This window comes from Thermogemmatispora sp. (assembly GCF_019683755.1).
Taxonomy (GTDB): domain Bacteria; phylum Chloroflexota; class Ktedonobacteria; order Ktedonobacterales; family Ktedonobacteraceae; genus Thermogemmatispora.
In genome coordinates this window covers 1-20,241 of the sequence record NZ_JADGHT010000045.1, presented here as the reverse complement: position 1 = coordinate 20,241, position 20,241 = coordinate 1, and the positions used below count along the sequence as shown (strand labels likewise).

The window sequence follows — 20,241 nt, the reverse complement described above, 5'->3', positions numbered from 1 at the left end:
GCGTTGTACAGGCCCAAACGGGGGTACCAGGTAGGGGCGGCTCTGGGGGCTTCTTCCCCCTGTTCTTCCTCTCTTCCCCTGTGAGCGGCGTGTCGGACCGGTTGTCTGCGAAGGAGAGAAGGTTATGGATCGACATCTGGATGTGGAAGAACTGCTCACCATCAGCGAAGTTGCACAGCTCCTGCGAGTCGATGCTACTACCGTCAGACGCTGGGTGAAAGAGGGCTTACTAGAGGGGGTACGCCTGCCTCGAGCCAGTCAACGCCAGAGTTATCGCATTAAGCGCTCAACGCTGGAGCGGCTTTTAGGAGAGGGGCAGAAGTAGCATCGTTCATCGGCTGGTGGCCGCTGAGGCCGGCGTCCCAATGGCTGGCTCCACTGTGGGTGTGGTAGCTGCTCCTCGCCAAGCGAGGCGCAGCCTGGAGGCGTGGTCAGAGGGACTCTCGTTTTCGGTAGTCTGTGTCTCTCTATACTCTTATTTCTCTCCTCGGTTGAGGAATATGCTGTCTGATTGAGGGGCGTGTCTCCTGGTTGCTGTGGCATCGAGTCGTTTTGCCAGCAGTGAGAGGGAGGCAAGAGCGACCGTCGTGAAGCGAGGCAGGAACACGCCCTAGGCTCTCTACCACTGTGCTGTTTATGCTCGGGCCAAGAGCTTGGTTGACAATGCTACCTGGCGATGTCGCCGGGTAGCTTCTTCTGTGAGAGCGACGGGACCCGGCATCTTACTGGCTGGGCAGGAGATGAGGCTTGCTGAAAACCCAGAGCAGTAGGAGAATCCCTAGCCCCCAGATGGCCAAGACCAACCAGAGACCTCCCCGAAACGCTTGCTTCTCCTCTTGAGCCAGCGCCTTGCTAGCTCGGGTGCGGCTCTCCTCCAGGATCGCCGGTGGAAGCAGTTTGATGGCTAAGAGTATGCCTAGTGGCAGGATGACCAGTTCATCAAGGTAACCGATGACAGGAAGGCAGTCAGGAATCAGATCAATGGGACTGAAAGCATAGCTGAGTAAACCCAGAAGCAAGAGACGATGGTACCAGGGAAGACGTGGATCACGGTAGGCCAGGACAAGGGCCTGAATCTCCTGCTGGAGTTGGCAAGCGCGTCTTCGCCAGCGCGCTCTGAACGTTTGCATAGCTCTTGAGTTAGCTCCTCCCCCAGTGTTTCCTCTCCTGAAAGGCAGTATACCTGCCATTGCAAGTCTCCATGCCCTCAGCCAGAATGAGGTACCACAGTAATCCAGTTGCCGGAGCAGCGCGTATCTGGTCAATGTCAAGATAGAGAGAAGCCGCCGCAGCTTAGCAGGCCGGCCTCTGATGTGGCTGCCTCTGCTCTCTCTGCCTTCGCCGGGCTGACCAGCGGGAGGGGCGCAACCGTTGGCTTGCAGCTCGCTCACTATTCTGATGGAGATGAGGAAGACGAAGCATGTTCGATCCTGTGCAACAGCAAGATTTGCAGATAACGAAGCAGCAGTCTGATGCTCAGGGGGAGAGGGCCACCACTGACAAGACTCAGGTCTCGGCACGCCGGGCTTTTTTGCGCCGCTCGCTGACGGGCATGGCGCTGGCGGTGCCAGTTGGGGGCCTGCTAGTGGCCTGCGGCTCCAACTCCACGATGACAGGGGCGGCCTCAACGCCGACCAGTGCGGCCACTTCAGCGCCCACATCTCCCACGCGCCTGCTCTCGCTAGCTTCGGTGGCTGATAGTGGCTCCGCCTTTCGTGAGATCATGCAGGATGAGAATGCCCATGTGACCTTTCTCCAGCAGGCTCTGACCAGGGCGGGAGTCCAGCCCCGTCCCAAGCCGACCTTCAAGAATCTGGAGCAGATGGATGTCCAGTCCTTTGCTCAGGTGGCACAGACCTTTGAGAACGTCGGCGTGGGGGCCTATTTGATGGCGGCTCCGGCCATCGCTAGCAAGACCTATCTGGCTGCCGCTGGCTCTATTCTGACCGTGGAGGCGCGCCATGCCGGCTTCCTCGATGCCTTGCTCAATAAGCCGCTGAGCGCCAATGGAGCTTTCGACAAGCCGCTCTCACAGGCCGAGATTGTCAGTGCCGTCTCTCCTTTCATTGCCAGTCTCAATGGTGGTTCTGATCCCTCGGCCTCCCTCAAGAACGATGCTGCCATTCTGAATTTCGCGCTCCTCCTGGAGTTCCTGGAGGCCGAATTTTATAATGTGAATGTGCCAAAATTCTTCAAGTAGAGCGGTACTCTCTTCGCTCCTCTTCCCTTGAGGGGGCGAAGTACCCCCGACAAAAGAACGCGGATGGAAGGGACGAGCAGGCTGGGCGCCAGGTCTAGGGAGACCGTGGTCGATCAGGTGCTGCCAAGGAGGCAGCTTATCGACCATTCCCTCTCTTCGCCGGCGCTCAGCTCTTTTTTTGGGAAGCGTGCCCCACCGCCATGCTGCTACCAGCACATGAGAACCCCTGTTGCGCTTCTCTGCCAGCAGTGGGACCCCCTGGCCGGGTCCCACTGCTGCCATCAGCTCTGTTTTGTGCAATATAACCAGTAATCTAGATGGAATCTTCGGATATTCTGCCAATGACTGCTCTAAAAAGCACATGGTAATCTAGATTCACAAAAGGGAACTGTGCATATTGACTAAAGGCTCTGCGGGAGATCATCCTTGCCCAGCCAGACATAGCAGAGCCACAGATGGTCGCTGACCGCGGGTCGAGCGAGCCGACCGGAGCAGATCCCACAGCGCTGCTGCTGTCCCGTTCCCTTGACCGGACATGGGCCAGACCACTCATCAAGAGCGGAAGGGGGAACGATGAGCGACGTTGAACATCCTGCCGGTACAAGGGCGGCCCTGCCTGGACCAGGCTGGCTCTGGTCTGGCCGGCTGCCTTGCCTTCAGAGTGAGGGAGGATGACCTTGCAGCAGCGACAAGAGCAGGAGAACAGCAGAACCCACAGCGTAGCGACTCACTGCCCATATTGCGCCTTTCAATGCGGTATGCTGCTAGGAGGTAGCCCACAGCAGCCATGGATCGAGGGAGATAGACGTTTCCAGGTGAATAAGGGGGGGCTGTGTCTCAAAGGCTGGACTGCTCCCGAGACGCTGGCCCACGCTGAACGCTTACGGACGCCACTCAAGCGCCAGCCTGACGGGCGCCTGCTCCCGGTCTCCTGGGACGAAGCTCTTGAGAGTGTTGTGCACTTTATCCAGGCTACCCAGCAGCGCTATGGAAAGGAGGCCGTTGGCGTCTTCGGCAGCGGGGCCTTGACCAACGAAGAGGCCTATTTGCTCGGCAAGTTTGCCCGCCTTGCCTTGAACACCTCTCAAATCGACTATAACGGACGCTTTTGCATGTCCTCGGCGGCAGAGGCAATGAATCGCGCCTTTGGTCTCGATCGAGGCCTGCCATTTCCCCTGGAGGACCTGGCCCAGGCTGAGGTCATTCTCCTGGTAGGGAGCAATATCGCCGAGACCATGCCTCCGCTGATGCAGTATCTGGACCGGCAACAGCGGGCTGGCGGCCTGCTTATTACCGTTGATCCCCGCCAGAGCCTCACGGCGCGCTCCGGTCAACGCCACTTGCGGCTCACACCCGGGAGCGATGCAGCACTGGCGAATGGCCTGCTTCACATTCTCATTCGCGACGGCCTCATTGACGAAGAGTATATTACCCGGCGCACCAACAACTTTGCGGCGGCACGGGCGATGGCCGCGGCATACTGGCCCGAGCGGGTTGAGCGTCTGACTGGCGTGCCAGAGCAGGATCTGACTGCAGTGGCTCATCTGCTGGCACAGGCTCGCTCGGCTATCATCTTGACTGGGCGCGGTGCTGAGCAGCAACGTCAGGGCGTTACCAACGTCTTGGCCTACATCAACGTGGCTCTGGCCCTCGGACTGGTGGGCAAGCCTGGAAGTGGCTTCGGGAGCCTGACCGGCCAGGGCAACGGCCAGGGCGGGCGCGAGCACGGCCAGAAGGCTAATCAGTTACCAGGCTACCGCCGGATCGACGATCCGGCAGCCAGAGCCTACCTTGCCCACGTCTGGGGCATCAACGCGGAGGAGCTGCCCGGCCCAGGGCGCTCTGCCTATGAGATGCTGAGTAGCCTGGGTACACCCAATGGTGTGCGCTGCCTGTTCGTCATGGGTAGCAACTTGGTTGTCTCCGCTCCCAGCGCCCTGCATATCGAGGAACGGCTGGCTGCCCTCGACTCCCTCATTGTCTGCGACTTCTTCCTTTCCGAGACAGCGCGGCTTGCTACCATCGTGCTTCCCGTGACCCAGTGGGCCGAAGAAGAAGGCACACTCACCAATCTGGAGGGGCGTGTGATCCATCGACGGCGCGTCTTTCAGCCACCCGCTGGTGTCTGGGATGAGATCAGTGTACTCTGCGAGCTTGCCCGGCGCCTGGGCAAAGGCCAATACTTCCCCTTCAGGAGCGCGCGTGAGGTCTTCGAGGAGCTGCGCCGCGCCAGCGCCGGGGGACTGGCCGACTACGCAGGCATCACCTACGAAAAGATCGATGCCCACCAGGGTGTTTTCTGGCCGTGCCCATCCCTCGAGCATCCGGGAACCCCTCGCCTCTTTAGCGACGGCTTCCCCACGGCTGACGGGCGCGCACGGTTCCATGTCACTCACTACCAGGGCCCCGGCGAAGAGCCGGATCAGGATTATCCCCTCTATCTGAGCACAGGGCGCATCTTGACTCACTACCAATCTGGTAGTCAAACGCGGCGCATCGGTCAATTACAAGCGCTCAGCCCGGAACCACTGATCGAGATTCACCCGACAACGGCCCGAGTGCACGGGCTTCAGGAGGGCGATCTCGCTCTCCTCTCGACGCGCCGGGCCAGCATGCAAGGCCGCATCAAAATAACTGAGGCCATTCGCGAAGATACGCTCTTTGTTCCTTTTCACTGGGGGGATACTCAGGCGGTCAACCGCCTGACTAATCCTGCGCTCGACCCTATCAGTCGCATGCCAGAATTTAAAGTCTGTGCAGCGCGCATCGAGCGCCTTACGAATCCAGACGCATAGCCCAGAGAGGGAGTAAGACTGATGACACGGAAACAGCGACTTGTTGTCATTGGCAACGGCATGGCCGGAGCACGCCTTGTCGAAGAAATTGTCAGCCGTCCCGGTGGGGAACACTACGAGATCACCGTACTGGGAGCCGAACCCTATGGCAACTATAATCGCATCTTGCTCTCAGGAGTGCTGGCCGGAAGCTACTGCCCTGAACATATCTTTCTCCACCCCCTAAGCTGGTATCAAGAGCACGGCATCAGGCTGCATGCTGGTCGAGCTGTCACCGCTATCGACTGGCAGGGCCACCGCGTCCAGATGGCAGACGGTGACTGGGAGTCCTACGATCGCCTCGTCATTGCCACCGGCAGTAGCCCCTACCTTCCACCGTTGGAGAATCTGCTCCGCGAAGATGGTCGATTGATCGCGGGCGCCTTTACCTTCCGTACCCTGGATGACTGTCAGGCCCTTCTCGCCTACAGCAGTCAGGCTCGGCGCGCTGTCGTCATAGGCGGCGGACTCCTCGGGCTGGAGGCCGCCAGTGGCCTCCGTCAGCGCGGGCTAGAAGTGCACCTTGTCCATCGCTCCCCCCATCTGCTCAATCTGCAGCTGGATTCTGTGGGCGGCGCTATCCTGGCACGACTGGTCAGTGAGCAGGGGGTCCAGCTCCATCTTGGGAAAGAAACCGTTGCCATGCTTGGGCAAGACCGGCTTTGCGGCCTGCGCTTCAGCGATGGCAGCGAATTGGCTTGCGACCTCTGCGTTATCGCCACTGGAACCACCCCTAACATCGCTCTGGCTCGCGCGGCCGGCTTGGCCGTCAAGCGCGGTATTATCATCGATGATGACCTGGCCTGCAGTGTTCCCGATATCTTCGCCATCGGTGAATGTGCTGAGCATCGCGGCCAGACCTATGGCCTGGTTGCCCCCCTCTGGGAGCAGGCTCGCATCCTGGCTGAGCGCCTGACCGACAGCACCAGCCGCAAACAGTACACCGGCTCAGCCATCTCAACACGGCTCAAAGTCAGCGGTCTCGACCTGACAGTCATGGGAGACAAGGAGCCAGCAGGGCCCGACGACGAAGTGATTACCTATGCCGAACCCACACGCGGCATCTACAAGAAGTTGATCATCCGTGAGGGACGCCTGCAGGGCGCCATCCTGCTGGGCGACCTGCCCGGCAGCGTTCCTGCCGCCCGCCTGGTGCAGTTGTTTCATCGCGGTGATCCTCTGCCCGCCAATCGTGTCGAGCTGCTCTTCCCGTGCAATGGAAAGAATCAGCAAGCCGTGTCAGTGGCAGAGCTTCCCGACGATACCCAGATCTGCAACTGTAACGGCGTCTCTAAAGGCGCCATTCTCGCCGCTGTGCGTGCCGGCAAGCGCAGCCTCAAAGCCCTCTGCGACGCCACCCGGGCCGCCACCGGCTGCGGCTCCTGCAAGAGCCAGGTTCAGGAACTGCTCGTTCTGGCCTGCGAGGGTGAGGTAGTGGAAGATCCCTCAGTGCACTACTACGTTCCAGCCATCCCACTGACCAAACCTGAGCTAGTGCGCGTCATCAAAGAGCGCGGCCTGCGCAGTGTCTCCGCCGTCTTCCAGGCCTTGGCTAACGGCCAGGAAGATCCTACAAGCAAAGCCGGCCTGGCCTCTTTGCTCAAGACAATCTGGGGCAAGGACTACGAGGACGAGCGCGACGCTCGCTTCATCAATGACCGTGTGCATGCCAATATTCAGAAAGACGGCACATTCAGCGTCGTGCCGCGCATCTACGGCGGCGTCACGACGCCTGAACAGCTACGACGCATTGCGGACGTTGCCGAAAAGTACCACGTGCCACTGGTCAAGATCACTGGTGGTCAGCGCATCGACCTGGTTGGTGTGCGTAAAGAGCAGCTACCCGCCATCTGGAAGGATCTAGGCATGCCCTCCGGTCATGCCTACACCAAAGCTTTCCGTACCTGTAAGACCTGCCTGGGCAGTGACTTCTGTCGCTATGGGCTTGGCGACAGCACCACCCTCGGCATCAAAATCGAGAAGCGCTATCAAGGCATCGAGATGCCCCATAAGGTCAAGTTGGCTACCGCCGGCTGCCCCCGCAACTGCTCAGAGGCCACGACCAAGGACCTGGGGGCCGTGGCTATCGAGGGCGGCCGCTGGGAAATCTATGTTGGCGGTGCCGCTGGCTCTCGCGTTCGCAAGGGCGACTTGCTCTGCACCGTCAACACCCATGAAGAGGTCTTGCTCTACATGGGCCGCTTTATGCAGTACTACCGTGAAAACGCTAAATATCAGGAACGCAGCTACGATTTCGTAGAGCGCATTGGCATCGAGCAGCTACGGCGTGTGCTGGTCGAGGACGCTGAGGGCATCTGCGCACGACTCGATCGTGACATCCAGGCTGCCGTTGAGGCCTACGTTGACCCCTGGCAGCGTGAGGCCGAACAGCCGGTGACTCCGACCCAGTTCAGTGAGGCGCTGGAGGCTACTCCCATCTCTCTGGGAGCCGGCAACTGACCATCAAAAGCACTGGGAGAGAGGCATAGAGCGCAAAGGAGGAGGCGAGCAAGCACCATGAAAGCCCCGCTACCACCCGGAGCTGTGTGCTATAATCTAGGACATATCAGCCGCATTCCACGCGGCGAAGGCCGCACCTACCGACTGCAGGATCGGCTCATCGCTGTCTTCCGCAGCCGCAATGAAGAGCTGTTCGCGACCCAGGCCCACTGCCCCCATCAGGGAGGGCCACTGGCTGATGGCATCATCGGCGACGGCAAGGTGATCTGCCCACTGCACGCCTTCAAATTTGATTTACGCACGGGTGCTCCGCTAGGCAATAGCTGCCCAGGGCTGCGCACCTACCCCGTCAGCCTGGATGCCGAGGGTAACATTCTTGTCACAGTCGAGGACTGAGAAAGATAGCAGGAGCAAAGCGAGCGGAAGCGGGAAGGAGAGAAGAGGACTAACTATGAGCAAGCGCTTTGCAGATGCAACAATTGCCGTGCTTGAGGCTCGTATGAGCGGGGAACTCGCCAACCTCATTGCGCGTCATGGAGGGCGCGCTCGCTGCATCCCGGCCGTGCGCGAAGTGCCACCGGCAGATGCCGCGCAGCAAGCCCTCACCTTGCTGCACGAGCTGCATGCCCGGCATCTTGACGCGGTCATCTTCTCGACCGGCGTCGGAGCCAGTGCCTTACTGCGCGAGATCGAGCAACAGGGCCAACTTCCAGAGTTACTAGACGAACTCAAGCGCGTGACGATTATTTGCCGTGGTCCCAAGCCGGCCACCGTTCTCAAAAAATATGGCCTGCCAATCCACATCAGTGCCCGCGAGCCCCACACCACTGAGGAGCTGCTGGATGCCCTTGATGAGATCGAGTTACGTGGCCAGCGAGTGGCTTTGCTCCACTACGGAGAGCGCAATACCAGATTGGTTACTTACCTGCAGGAACGTGGCGCCAGCGTGGCCGAGTTCTGCCTCTACGAGTGGCAGCTACCGGAAGACACCAGCGCCCTAAGCCAGCTCATCAATGATCTCTGCTCTGGCCAGGTCGATGCCCTGGTCCTGACCAGTCAAGTCCAGGTGCGTCACCTCTTCCAGCTAGCAGAGAAGGCGGGCCAGGCTCAAGCGCTGACCGAGGCTCTCCGCCAGCAGGTCACCGTTGCCTCGATCGGCCCCACTTGCAGCGAGGCCCTCCAACAGTACGGCGTGACACCACATGTGGAACCCGAGCACCCCCGCATGGGACACCTTGTCAAGGCCCTTTCGGCCTACCTGGAACGCCAGAACCAGGCTTTGCCCAGGGGCTAAATAGCTCCTGGGGTCAAAATCCTCGCACTGCGTGAATCGCCTGCTTGGCCACGCCTTGCCCTAGATGTCCAGGAGGCCTGGCCTTGTTTTTCCGATAAACAACGGTCACCATGTCATCCTGTCATAAGGAGGTTATGATGACTCGCCGTCTTTCCCGCACGCCGCTCACCACCCTGATCGCGGCCTTCCTTCACTTCGACACTTGTTTTGCACTCTGGGTTCTACTAGGAGCCTTGGGCATCTTCATCGCCCAGAGCCTCAAGCTCAGTCCAGCCGAACAGGGCTTTCTGGTAGCGGTACCTACCCTTGGCGGTTCTCTGGCCCGCTTCCCAATGGGCATACTAGGCGACCGCTTTGGCTACAAGCGCATGGGCACCCTGCTGCTCCTCTTCCTCTTCTTGCCGCTTCTAGCTGGCTGGTTGCTGCCGCTTAACTTCCCGGCCCTGCTCGCTGTCGGTCTCCTCCTGGGGTGTGCCGGCTCCTCCTTTGCGGTTGCCCTTCCCCTGGCTAGCCGTTGCTATCCGGCGGAGCGCCAGGGTCTAGTCATGGGGATTACCGCCGCCGGCAACATGGGGACCGTGATCGCTAACCTGGCTGCGCCCACGCTGGCCCGTAGCTACGGCTGGCATACAGTGATGGGATTGGCCATGATTCCTCTCGCCCTGGTGCTGCTCGTCTTCGTTCTGCTGAGTCGTGAAGCGGAAGGGACCCCGACTAAGGAGGATGCTCAGCCCTCTAGGGCCATCCTCAAGAGTGCTGATCTCTGGTGGTTTTGCTTCTTCTACAGCATCACCTTTGGAGGCTTCGTTGGGCTGAGTACCTTCCTCCCCTTGTTCTTGCACAACCAGTATGGCCTGAGCGCTGTCAACGCCGGTCTACTGACAGCACTCGCCAGTCTGGCCGGTAGCCTGGCGCGCCCTCTAGGAGGCTACCTTGCGGACCGCCTGAGCGGAACCTTTATGCTGAATATTGTTTTTAGCCTCGTTGCCGCCAGCTATGCCCTGCTCGGCTGTGTGCCGCCGCTGGGGCTGGGGATCTGCTTAATTCTCTTCCTACTGGCCATCTTAGGCACTGGCAACGGCGCCGTTTTCCAGCTCGTGCCTCTGCGCTTCCCTCGCCAGATCGGACTGGCTACCGGCCTCGTCGGCGCTTGCGGTGGGCTTGGGGGCTTTCTCTTGCCTTCCCTCCTGGGAGAGGCCAAGCAGGTCAGTGGCGGCTACAGCGTGGGTCTGATAGGGCTGGCTCTCCTGGCTCTCGTCGCTCTGATCAGTCTGCGCCTGCTAATGAGCCTGCGATCAGGCTGGCAGCCTGAACAGCGCCTGGCCGCCTCGACGGGACAGTCCCCTGCCTACTCACGCAGCCGCAGCGGCTCCTAGCGGGAGGAGAGCAAAGAGCAGCCTCCGAGCTACAACCTCTGTCTTCTGCTCCTCTCTCGCGCCGTGCCTCTGGCCAAGGTATGATGGCGCATGCTATACTGAGGGGGCCACTGGAGTGAGGCCTCCAGCCCACCGGCGGTACTGCTCGCAAGGTGGGCTGGGCCTCACGCATGATCTCCCAAGCCAGTGCCCACCCAGCAACACATGCTAGCAACTGCTGCAGAGAGGAAGCGTGGAGATATGCAGGAGAAGCGTGCGGCTGAGCCCGCGCCAGGAGAAATGCGCTACTATGATTCCATCCTCGAGGCCATCGGCAATACGCCGTTGGTGCGCCTACGCAAAGTTGCCGCGGATGTTTCTCCCCTGGTACTTGCCAAAATCGAGATGCTCAATCCCGGCGGCAGCGTCAAAGATCGCATTGGCCCAGCTATGATCGAATACTGTGAGCGTCAGGGCCTGCTGCGTCCTGGTGGGACCATTGTCGAGCCTACCAGTGGCAACACTGGCCACGGCCTGGCTATGGCTGCTGCTATCAAAGGCTACCACTGCATCTTTGTCATGACGGACAAGGTCAGTGAAGAAAAACGCAGCCTGCTGCGGGCCTATGGGGCTGAGGTAGTGATCTGCCCAAGCACTGTTCCGCCCGACTCGCCTGAGCATTATAAGAATGTGGCCCATCGTCTAGCCAAGGAGATCCCGGGAGCTTGTTGTCCAGATCAGTACTCCAACCCAGCTAATCCAGCAGCTCACTATGCTACTACCGGTCCAGAGATCTGGCGCGACACGGCAGGACGCATCACAGCCTTTGTTGCGGGCATTGGCACCGGCGGCACGATCACCGGGACCGCACGCTATCTCAAGGAACAGAACCCGGCGATCAAGGTGATCGGGGCCGATCCGGCTGGGTCTGTCTACTCGGGCGACACCCCGCGGCCCTATAAGGTCGAGGGCATTGGCATGGAAGTTTTCCCCAAGAACTATGATCCCTCCCTTGTCGATGAGGTCATCCGCGTCGAAGACCGCATCTCCTTCTACTGGGCCAGACGTCTAGCTCGCGAAGAAGGCATCCTGGTCGGCGGCTCCTCGGGCACCGCTCTGGCAGCGGCTCTTACCTACGCTCGTCGCCTGACACCTGATGATGTGGTCGTTGTCCTCTTCCCTGATACCGGGCGCGGCTACTTGAGCAAACAATTCAACGACACCTGGATGCGCGAGAACAATCTGTTGATGCAGGCCGAGAGTACGGAGCCGACTCTGCGGGATGTCCTCACCTACCGGCGTACTCATGAGGGCAGTATGCCGCTAGTTGTCAGTGTCTCGCCCCAGGATTCGATCGCCGACGCCGTTGAGTTGCTGCGCCGCTACGGTATTAGCCAGACCCCGGTGATGGAACAGGGTCGCATGGTGGGCAGCCTTACCGAAGATCTGCTGCTCCAGCACTTGGCGAGCGGGGAATCACTGAGTGCCAAGACGGTTGGCTCGCTCCAGGGGCCCCCCTTCCCTGAGCTACCTGCTGAGGCTCCCGTCCAGGAGGCCTATACGCTTTTCCGCAGCGGGCAATCTGCTGTCGCTGTGATGCATGGCTCACAACTCGAAGGCATCGTTACCCGCAGCGACTTGCTGGAGTTCTGGGCCCACAGCCGCGACAGCCGCCAGTAAATCAGCGATCGGTTCACGACCAGGCGCCCCATCGGCAACAGGCTCCTTGCTTGCCCTAACTCCCATAGCGTGAGCTGGTAAGCGAGCATTGTCCCAGGGAGCGGCCAGGCCGCTCCCTGAGCTTGACAAAGCGCAAATCTGCTGTTACCATGAAAGCGTGATGCTTGAATGCAGCGGACTGGCCGGCATTCGGGAAGGAGGCAGCCATGAAACGCAAAACCGGTGGAGTGTCCCCAAGGCAACGGTGCACCGCGCGCGAGTCAGTCCTTGCCCAGACGCGGGCGCGGCAGATGGCCCTGATCGGCGGGAAGCAGGCATAGCTATGAACGGGCTGCCGTTTGAGGTCTTCGAACACACGGCAGACGTTGGGCTGCAGATCTACGGGCGGACACTACCGGAACTCTTCATCCATGCGGCAGAAGGGATGGAGAGCCTGATGGTGCCTCTAGAGCAGGTCGAGCCCAGGGTCAGTCGGGAGGTCATTGTTGAGGGGGATGACCTGGTCTCGCTGCTGATTGCCTGGCTCAGCCGTCTGATTTTCCTGTTCGACACTGAGTTTCTGCTCTTTTGCCAGTTTGAGATCGAGGAATTTTCCGAGACGCAGCTGAAGATGAGGGCACGCGCCCGCGGCGAACCCTACGATGAGCAGCGCCACGAGTTGAGCAGTGCCATCAAGGCGGTCACCAGGCATCAGGCCGAGGTTGTCCCCACACCTGAGGGCTATCGGGCGCGCATCATCTTCGATATCTAGCCAGGGCTAACACCGTCCAAGGTCTAAGCACGACCCACCACTGAACTGAAGAGAGCACTGCGCTCCCGCGCCTCGCACGTAGCCGTCCACCCGACTGCCCAGGTGGGCCTGTCCGAACGCGCTTGCGTGCCCCCAGTTCGCCTATCTTCCTCCCCTTGTACACCCATGCCAGGCTCTGCCAAGCCCTGGGAGCTAGAGACTAACGGACAGAAAATTGGGAGACTGACTATGCTCCCCAACCGCTCACGCTCTGAGGGATACTCATTAGCTGCCGATGGGGTCTGAGATCTCTGCGCCTCTCCCCGATCTGGCGGCTGAGGCTGGTCCGCTGCAGGGGCTGGCGTAGGCTGGCTCGTTCCTGAGCTGATGCACAGTCAACCCGACTATCCAGGTCTCCAATTTGACCTGACCTTCTAATCTAAAGTGAGTCGATCAAGGAAAGGAAAAGAAGCGCGAGGAGGGGTTTCGCATGAGCACTACCGGGGAGAAGATTCCCCTACAGCGCATCGACGCTTACCGCTGGCGTATTCCTCAAAGCTACCAGCCGGAGATGCGCGTCCCGGGAATTGTCTATGCTGACGACGTTCTCATCGAGCAGATTCGCCAGGACAATTCTCTCCAGCAAGTAGCCAACGTGGCCACGCTCCCGGGAATCGTCGGCTACTCGCTGGCTATGCCCGATATCCATTGGGGATATGGCTTCCCAGTGGGGGGAGTAGCTGCCACCGATCTCGAGCGTGGTGTGATCTCGCCAGGGGGCATCGGCTTCGACATTAATTGCGGCGTGCGCCTGCTGGCCACAGATCTCAGCTACCAAGAAGTCAAAGGCAAAGCGGACCGCCTCGCCGACGAACTTTTTCAGCACTTGCCTTCGGGTGTAGGAGGCAAAGGCATGCGCAGTCTCAGCCAGAGTGAGTTGCGTGAGGTTATGGTACGCGGAGCCGCCTGGGCGGTTGAGCAGGGCTATGGTTTCCCAGAGGATCTAGAGACCACCGAGGAAGGTGGCTGCCTGGCAGGGGCCAACCCTGAGGCGGTCTCAGCCACCGCCGTCCAGCGCGGGATGCACCAGCTTGGCAGCCTGGGGGCTGGCAATCACTTCTGCGAAGTCCAGGTTGTTGACCATATCTACGATGAAGAGGCGGCGCAGGCTTTGGGCCTCTATCAGAAGGACCAGGTCGTCGCCACCATCCACTGTGGCTCCCGCGGCTTTGGCCATCAGATCGCAGAGGATTATATCCGCATCGCTGAAGCCAAGCAGAAAGATTTTGGCTTTAAGCTCGTCGATCGCCAGCTTGCCTGCCTACCACTGCGCTCGGAGCAGGGCAAAGCCTACTTGGGCGCTATGGCCTGCGGCGCCAATTTCGCTTGGGCCAACCGCCAGTTACTGATGCACGGCGTGCGCCAGGCCTTCTCTCGGGTCTTTGGGCGTTCGGCGCGTCCCGCTGATATGCCGCTGGTCTACGACGTTTGCCATAACATTGCCAAGATCGAGGAATACCGTATTGACGGCGAGCTGCAGCGGGTCTGTGTCCACCGCAAAGGAGCCACGCGCGCTTTCCCAGCAGGACACCCTGCCGTTCCAGAAAAGTATCGCGCTGTGGGCCAGCCGGTGCTGATTCCGGGAGACATGGGGCGCTATTCTTTCGTTCTGGTGGGTGCCCCTGGCTCGATGGAGCAGAGCTTTGGGACGACCTGCCACGGCGCCGGGCGTCAACGCAGCCGCACCGCCGCCAAGAAGGCGATTGGGAGCAAAGAACTGATGGCCCAGCTCGAGGCCAAAGGGATCACCGTCCGGGTACACAGTAAAGGGCTGCTGGCGGAAGAAGCTCCTCTAGCCTACAAGGACGCCGAGCAGGTGGTGCGCGTCGTTCACAACGCTGGCCTGGCGAAGCTGGTCGTTCGTCTCCGCCCGATCATCGTGGTGAAAGGCTAACTATTCCATCGCTCTCCTTCGACCAGTGAGCCTGTCTGTCTGCCCAACATGGGCGCTGGCCACGGAGAAGGGAGGCAGCAGCCCTGGCGCTGCTGCCCTCCTCAGCCCGCGACGCTAGCAGATCATCCCGCCGACCCGAACCAGGTAAGGAGAGATGGAACTCCTGGCGCCTTTCTCCTGTTCTTGTCTCCTATGAACGTTGCTGGAGCAAGGCCGCCGCCTCCAAGACCTCTAGTCCGGCCTCGTTGAGTGTGACCTCACCGATATAGTGGCCCATGCGCGCCACATGGCGTGTCTCGATAAACTCCTGTGGACCCAGACCGGCGAGCCGCTCTACTTCCTTCCACTGCTCCGGCTGCAGACGAACTTTCCGTTCCTTGACATAGAGCGTCCCCACCTGACGCATAGCCTCGAGCAAGCGCACAATCCGTGGTGTAATCGGATGCGCCAGCTTTGTAGCTCCCGATACAGCTCGGGCCAGGAGCTGACCGGCCTCGGTGCGCACGATCTGCCCGTCAGCCAGGCGCTCGATAAGCCCATGTGCTTCCAGCTTATCGAGGGCCCAGGCTAGCCGCTCTGTCTCCAGGGAGGCCTGATACTCCGAGACGAAGGGTCCTGGCTCCGTCTCCGGGAGATTGACCAGGACCTCCGCCTCTTCTCGCGTCAGCATAGGCTGACGCGGGCAGTGCTCGGCCAGCCAGGCATAGAGCCGTCCAGCTCGCGTCACTCCTCCCCCACTGCCGACTAGCCCCTCTTCACGTGCGCGCTCTACCCAGGAAGTTGCCAGCCCTGTCCAGCGCGTCAATGCCATGCTCACTGCTTTCACGGCTGTCGCGGAGATGGCCCGTATCTGCCCCTGCTGTTCTTCTGCCACGCGCTGGCCATAGGGCGTTAGCCGATAAAGTGTGCGCTCCCCATCACGCTCGGCCCGCACCAGCTCTAGAGCCTCTAGACTGGCCACCAGCTCTTCCAGGTTCCAGAGCGAATTAAACCACTCGTCCCGGCTACGCAGCTCCTCTAGCAGCTCCAGAGCGCGCCGCTTCAGCGCCGACCGCTCCTCCAGCCGGCGACCGTAGCGCGCCACAATCTCCCGGTAACGCTCGGCTAGCCGCTCCACTAGTTCTCTACGCAGGCGCTCCAGATCAGGAAGAGAGCCAGCCATGTTTGGCCGGGCCGCAGCAAGTTGTTGCAAGGTCAGCAAAACCTCGACTTCAGCCTCCGTCAGGGCAAAGGTCCGTACGGAGACTGGGCGCTCGCTTTGGAGGAGGGCATAGGCTCGCAGTGCCGCTTCGCCCGCCGGCGTGAGACCCCCATCCGGCTCCATGAAGCCTAGTCCCTGAAGTTGCTCGCTCTGGTCTGCAGTCAGGCTTTCCCGGCCCCGGTCAACTAGAAGAGCGAGTAACTTCAGCGTTGCCTCGTCCAGTACAACGGCCCCAAGCGCGTAGCCTCCCTTGCGCAAGGCCTCATAGACAGCTTCTCCTAATGCTGTCAGGGCATAGTACTGCCCATCCGGCAGCGACCACGTGATCAGCTCCATCGCCTCCAGGAGATCGATAAAGTCCCCTGACAGTCCTGGGGCCGGACGCCCGCTATAGCCTGGAATCATACGCTGGATGGCGTTGGCCAGCTCGCCATCGATCTCCAAGCGGGGTCGATAGCGCCGTGCAAAATCGAGCCACGCCCTCCCATGCCGATTCAGGTGCAGGACGGTGGTCTTGTGCAGAGGGTCAGTGGCCTTCTCAGCTAACCCACGCGCCTGTAACAGTGTCGCGCTCACTGGCCCGATCCGCCCGCCAGCGTACTCGGCTGCCTGGAGTGCTGCCAGCACATCTGAACCCAGCAGGCGCCAATCTTGTTCCTTAGGCCCAACCTCACCGGTCAGCAGACGCTGCCCACGCTCATCCAACTCAAGTGCGCCCGTCTGCCAGTCGCGGCGCATTTCCTCTAGCAGTTGCAGAGCCTCTCGCCCTGCATAGGTCAGACGGTAGGAGCGAGGCAGCTCTAAGGTTGCCAGCCCCTGCAACTCTAAGGCGCGATAGGTCAGCGCGCGACGATCATCCTCCGCTAGCTCATAGGCGGCCTGACCTGCCTCCTCACTCCTTGCCAACTCTCGTAAGGCTGTTACATGGGCCCCAGTCAAGAGCATACAACCATCCTCCTTCTTGCCTGTTCGTAACTGCTTCTTGGCCACCTTAAGAAAACTAGGCCTCACCTCATTGGCAAGAGAGAGACCTACCAACCGCTTTCTCTTCCCAAGCGGGTCTACTTGGCCACTCAAGTCAGCAAGAGACGGGCCTTTTCAGTGTACGGCCTCTGTCGTCTACCGTCAAGGTCAGCATGGTCCAACAGGTCGCAGATCATCTCATCCTGTGGCAGTAACCGAGGAGCAAGCCTCTTGTCGACACTTTTTCACCCGATGAGCTAATTGAGGCACTTGACAATGAACGCCAGATTGTCTATAAGATTCTCTAGAGAGACAGCGACCATCATGGCTGACCTAGCTTCAGGCCGATTTCAAGTCAGGATTGTCCATCTGAGCGTCTGCGAGAGAAGCGCTCTCGTTCTTCGTCAGGATTGGGCCTAGTTCTGTCGGCCTCCGCTCCTCGTTTGTCCATCCACTCGTGTCTTGTCAGTTTACCTTCTCGCTAGCCAGAGGAGTAGAGGAGCTTTTTGTGTGTCAGGCAGGCCAGCTACTTGCCACCGTCGCAGTGGCCAGAACCGGCAAGCAGATGCTCGGGGGCGCAATGCGTCCATGAGCGTTCCTTGCTCGGGAGAAGTTAAGCGCCTGCCAGAGGAGGCGACGATGCTTGAGCAACAGCAGAAGGCAGCCACTAACAGGCAAGCGCCAGCGCAACGCCCGGGAAGCAGTCGTCAGAGCACTAGAGGCAACGCTGGTCCCAGTGGAGAGCAGCGATCGGAGTCGTCCCAGCAGCAGAATCAGCCGCAGCCGCGTTTGGGCTTCTGGCTCAGGCTGTTGCTCATCATGATTCTGATCAACCTGGTCTTCTATGGTCCCTTCTTCTTTAACCTGACGGGGTGGGGGCAGACGACGACCATCGACCTGCCCTATAGCGCCTTCATCCAGCAGGTCCAGCGGGGCAACGTTGCCAGCGTGACCATCAAGAGCGATAACAGCGTCACCGGGACCCTAAAGTCACCTATCGAGCAGCGGCAGCCAGGAGGCCAGACTCTCTCAGCCACCCACTTCTCAACATACGTTCCGGCCCCTGGTGATCCCAACCTGCTCCCGCTGCTAGAGCAGAAAGGGGTTGAGGTGCGTGCCGAGCCTGTGCAGCCGTCCTGGTGGCAGACGGCCCTCTCCTGGTTTGTCAATCTGCTGCCGGTGCTTTTACTGCTGTACTTTGCCTTCATGAGCTGGAGGGGGATGCGCCAGCTTCAGGACATGCAGGGGGGTGGGCTCTTCGGTTTCGGGCGGAGCCGCGCCAAACTCTATAGCGAAGAGCGTCCGACAACCACCTTTGCTGATGTAGCTGGTGTTGAGGAAGCCAAGGCCGAGCTACGCGAGGTCATTGACTTTTTGCGTGATCCTCAGCGCTTTCTCCAGATTGGTGCGCACATTCCCAAGGGGGTTCTGCTCGTTGGCCCACCCGGCACGGGCAAGACATTGCTCGCCCGTGCTGTCGCCGGCGAGGCCGGTGTCCCCTTCTTCAGTTGCAGCGCAACCGACTTTGTAGAACTGTTTGTCGGCGTTGGGGCCAGCCGCGTACGCGATCTCTTTGCCCAGGCGCGTAAGCATGCCCCCTGCATTATCTTTATCGACGAAATCGACGCCATCGGACGCGCTCGCAGCGGTGCCGGTACTCTGGCAAGCAACGATGAGCGCGAGCACACGCTAGAACAGCTCCTGGTCGAAATGGATGGCTTTGAGCCGCATGAAGCCATTGTCGTGCTGGCGGCTACTAACCGCCCCGATGTCCTCGATCCCGCCTTGCTCCGCCCCGGTCGCTTTGATCGCCAGGTCGTCGTCGATCGCCCGGAGCGACGAGGCCGTGAGGCCATCCTGCGCATCCATACGCGTCAGGTGCCTCTAGCGCCCGATGTCAATCTAGAGGAGCTGGCACGCAGTACGCCTGGCTTCTCCGGTGCCGATCTAGCCAATCTGGTCAACGAGGCTGCCCTGGCGGCTGCCCGCAAAGGCAAGATGCAGGTCGATCGCCAGGACTTTCAAGAGGCCCTCGACAAGCTGTTGCTCGGAGGTAAGCGCGAGGCCCTCATGGACGAGCGCGAACGGCGTACGGTTGCCTACCATGAGGCTGGCCATGCGCTGGTAGCAGCGGTCTTGCCGGATGTTGACCCCCTCTACAAAGTGACCATCGTGCCGCGCGGGCGCGCCCTGGGGGTCACGCAGTTTTTGCCAGAAGATGATCGTCATAACTACCCACGCTCTTACCTGTTGCAGCGCCTGGCGGTTGCCTTGGGAGGGCGCACTGCCGAGGAGGTCGCCCTGGGTGAGATCACCTCAGGTGCTGAGAACGACCTCAAAGAGGCCACGCGCCTCGCTCGTCGCATGGTCACCGAATGGGGCATGGGCGAAAGCACGGGCCTGGTGGCTTACGAGCTAGAGCAGGGGGATGGCTTCCTCGGCAATGGCCTGCCAGGGGAGCACCAGCGCCTCTACGCTGAGGCCACAGCTCAGCGCGTCGATGCCGAGGTAGAGCATATTATCGAGCAGGCTCATCAGCAGGCTCGCTCTGTTCTGACTGAACATCGAGCCGCTCTGGATCGCCTGGCGGAGGCCCTCCTCCATGAGGAAGTCCTCGAACGCGAGCAGGTGCTCCGCATCATTCGCGAGGCTGCCACTACAAGCACCGCTACCACGGTTGAGGTCAAAGCTGGCGAAGCGCATCCGGCTCGCCAGCCCCTGCTAGAGTAGAAAGGCGCTCTCACCAGGGGGAGCAGAAGGCTTCCCAGTTCCCGGCCCCACACGCCGGTCCTGGCAGTCGCCTTGCTCCCCCACTGGGCACCAGGCTGAGGTGTGCGTTCAGCGCTTCTCGTTTGAGCTAACTGCAGCACTCTCCATTGTCACAGAAACCTGAACTTGCTTGACGGGAGGGAACAAAGAGCGGTGGACAGGCGTGATGCCGCGATGATACATAGGTGTCGTGTCGTCACTGTTGAAAGGGAGGTGAACTATCTATGCGCAAACATGTCAAGACCATCCTGGCTACGGCTGAGCCTTCTGGCCATTTCGAGGCCCTAGAGCGCCTCATGCGACAGGCACAGGAGCTAGATGTCCAGGCCGTGGCTGTCCTGGGGAACCTGGCAGCACGCAGCCTTAACCCTCGTGACTATGGTCGCTTCTTCTCGTTGCTGGCTCAGACTCGCTTGCCCACCTTCTATGTCCCAGGGCCAGAAGATGGGCCACTGACTCTCTACTTTCAGGAAGCAGCCCAAATTGAACTCATTTATCCCTACCTGCACGGCGTCCACGGCACGTTCGCCCTGGCCCCGGGCTATGTAGTCTTCACCGGCATGGGTGGGATAATCACAGATGACCCGCAACTGACACGTGAAGAGCAAGAGACGCTGCGCTACCCCGCTTGGGAAGTGCTCTACCGCCTGAAATTCCTCGCGGAGCTGAAGGACTACGAGAAGGTCTTCTTGTTCTACACCCCACCCTATCATAAAGGGTTCCACGAATCTGGCAGCCCCACCCTGGCCGAGCTGATCAAAAGCTATAACCCGCGCTTGGTCCTAGTCAGCGGCCCTGAGC

14 protein-coding genes are annotated in these 20,241 nt (G+C 60.3%); 12 read left to right on the top strand and 2 right to left on the bottom strand.

What is annotated here, in order from left to right:
• The first annotated feature begins 124 nt into the window (after positions 1–124).
• Complete coding sequence (locus IRZ24_RS05325) at positions 125–325, top strand: helix-turn-helix domain-containing protein (RefSeq protein ID WP_297160929.1); 201 nt, start codon at positions 125–127, stop codon at positions 323–325.
• Positions 326–722: 397 nt separating this feature from the next.
• Here IRZ24_RS05325 and IRZ24_RS05320 read toward each other — a convergent pair whose 3' ends face one another.
• Positions 723–1,130 carry a DUF1232 domain-containing protein gene (locus tag IRZ24_RS05320; protein ID WP_297160927.1) on the bottom strand — a complete coding sequence of 136 codons (408 nt, stop codon included), beginning with the start codon at positions 1,128–1,130 and terminating at the stop codon, positions 723–725.
• Between the two features lie 290 nt (positions 1,131–1,420).
• Here IRZ24_RS05320 and IRZ24_RS05315 point away from each other — a divergent pair, with 290 nt between their 5' ends.
• The 9 genes from IRZ24_RS05315 to IRZ24_RS05275 all read left to right on the top strand — a co-directional run bounded on the left by IRZ24_RS05315 (position 1,421) and on the right by IRZ24_RS05275 (position 14,507).
• The gene (locus IRZ24_RS05315; RefSeq protein ID WP_297160925.1) at positions 1,421–2,200 is read left to right on the top strand and encodes a ferritin-like domain-containing protein; all 780 of its coding nucleotides are present in this window, start codon (positions 1,421–1,423) and stop codon (positions 2,198–2,200) included.
• Positions 2,201–2,871: 671 nt separating this feature from the next.
• Positions 2,872–4,995: a molybdopterin oxidoreductase family protein gene (locus IRZ24_RS05310; protein WP_297160923.1), complete on the top strand. Its 2,124-nt coding sequence runs from the start codon at positions 2,872–2,874 to the stop codon at positions 4,993–4,995.
• Between the two features lie 21 nt (positions 4,996–5,016).
• A complete protein-coding gene (gene nirB, locus IRZ24_RS05305; protein WP_297160921.1) occupies positions 5,017–7,494 on the top strand; it encodes a nitrite reductase large subunit NirB in 2,478 nt (825 codons plus the stop codon).
• Between the two features lie 57 nt (positions 7,495–7,551).
• Positions 7,552–7,890, top strand: coding sequence for a Rieske 2Fe-2S domain-containing protein (locus tag IRZ24_RS05300; protein WP_297160920.1), 339 nt, complete (start codon positions 7,552–7,554; stop codon positions 7,888–7,890).
• A gap of 55 nt (positions 7,891–7,945) precedes the next feature.
• Complete coding sequence (locus IRZ24_RS05295; protein ID WP_297160918.1) at positions 7,946–8,788, top strand: uroporphyrinogen-III synthase; 843 nt, start codon at positions 7,946–7,948, stop codon at positions 8,786–8,788.
• A gap of 134 nt (positions 8,789–8,922) precedes the next feature.
• Positions 8,923–10,164: an MFS transporter gene (locus IRZ24_RS05290; protein ID WP_297160916.1), complete on the top strand. Its 1,242-nt coding sequence runs from the start codon at positions 8,923–8,925 to the stop codon at positions 10,162–10,164.
• 279 nt (positions 10,165–10,443) lie between these two features.
• Positions 10,444–11,823: a cystathionine beta-synthase gene (locus IRZ24_RS05285; RefSeq protein ID WP_366914238.1), complete on the top strand. Its 1,380-nt coding sequence runs from the start codon at positions 10,444–10,446 to the stop codon at positions 11,821–11,823.
• Between the two features lie 322 nt (positions 11,824–12,145).
• A complete protein-coding gene (locus IRZ24_RS05280; RefSeq protein WP_297160913.1) occupies positions 12,146–12,574 on the top strand; it encodes an archease in 429 nt (142 codons plus the stop codon).
• Between the two features lie 469 nt (positions 12,575–13,043).
• Positions 13,044–14,507 carry an RtcB family protein gene (locus IRZ24_RS05275; RefSeq protein ID WP_297160911.1) on the top strand — a complete coding sequence of 488 codons (1,464 nt, stop codon included), beginning with the start codon at positions 13,044–13,046 and terminating at the stop codon, positions 14,505–14,507.
• A gap of 190 nt (positions 14,508–14,697) precedes the next feature.
• Here the strand turns inward: IRZ24_RS05275 and IRZ24_RS05270 are convergent, their stop codons facing one another.
• Complete coding sequence (locus IRZ24_RS05270; protein WP_297160909.1) at positions 14,698–16,653, bottom strand: DUF505 domain-containing protein; 1,956 nt, start codon at positions 16,651–16,653, stop codon at positions 14,698–14,700.
• A 657-nt stretch (positions 16,654–17,310) separates the two neighbouring features.
• Between IRZ24_RS05270 and ftsH the strand changes: the two genes are divergently transcribed.
• Both ftsH and IRZ24_RS05260 read left to right on the top strand, forming a co-directional pair.
• Positions 17,311–19,401 (top strand): ATP-dependent zinc metalloprotease FtsH, encoded by a 2,091-nt coding sequence (gene ftsH, locus IRZ24_RS05265; RefSeq protein ID WP_297160907.1) that lies wholly within the window; start codon positions 17,311–17,313, stop codon positions 19,399–19,401.
• 263 nt (positions 19,402–19,664) lie between these two features.
• The coding region (locus IRZ24_RS05260; protein WP_297160906.1) for a metallophosphoesterase at positions 19,665–20,241 on the top strand (577 nt) is incomplete at its 3' end.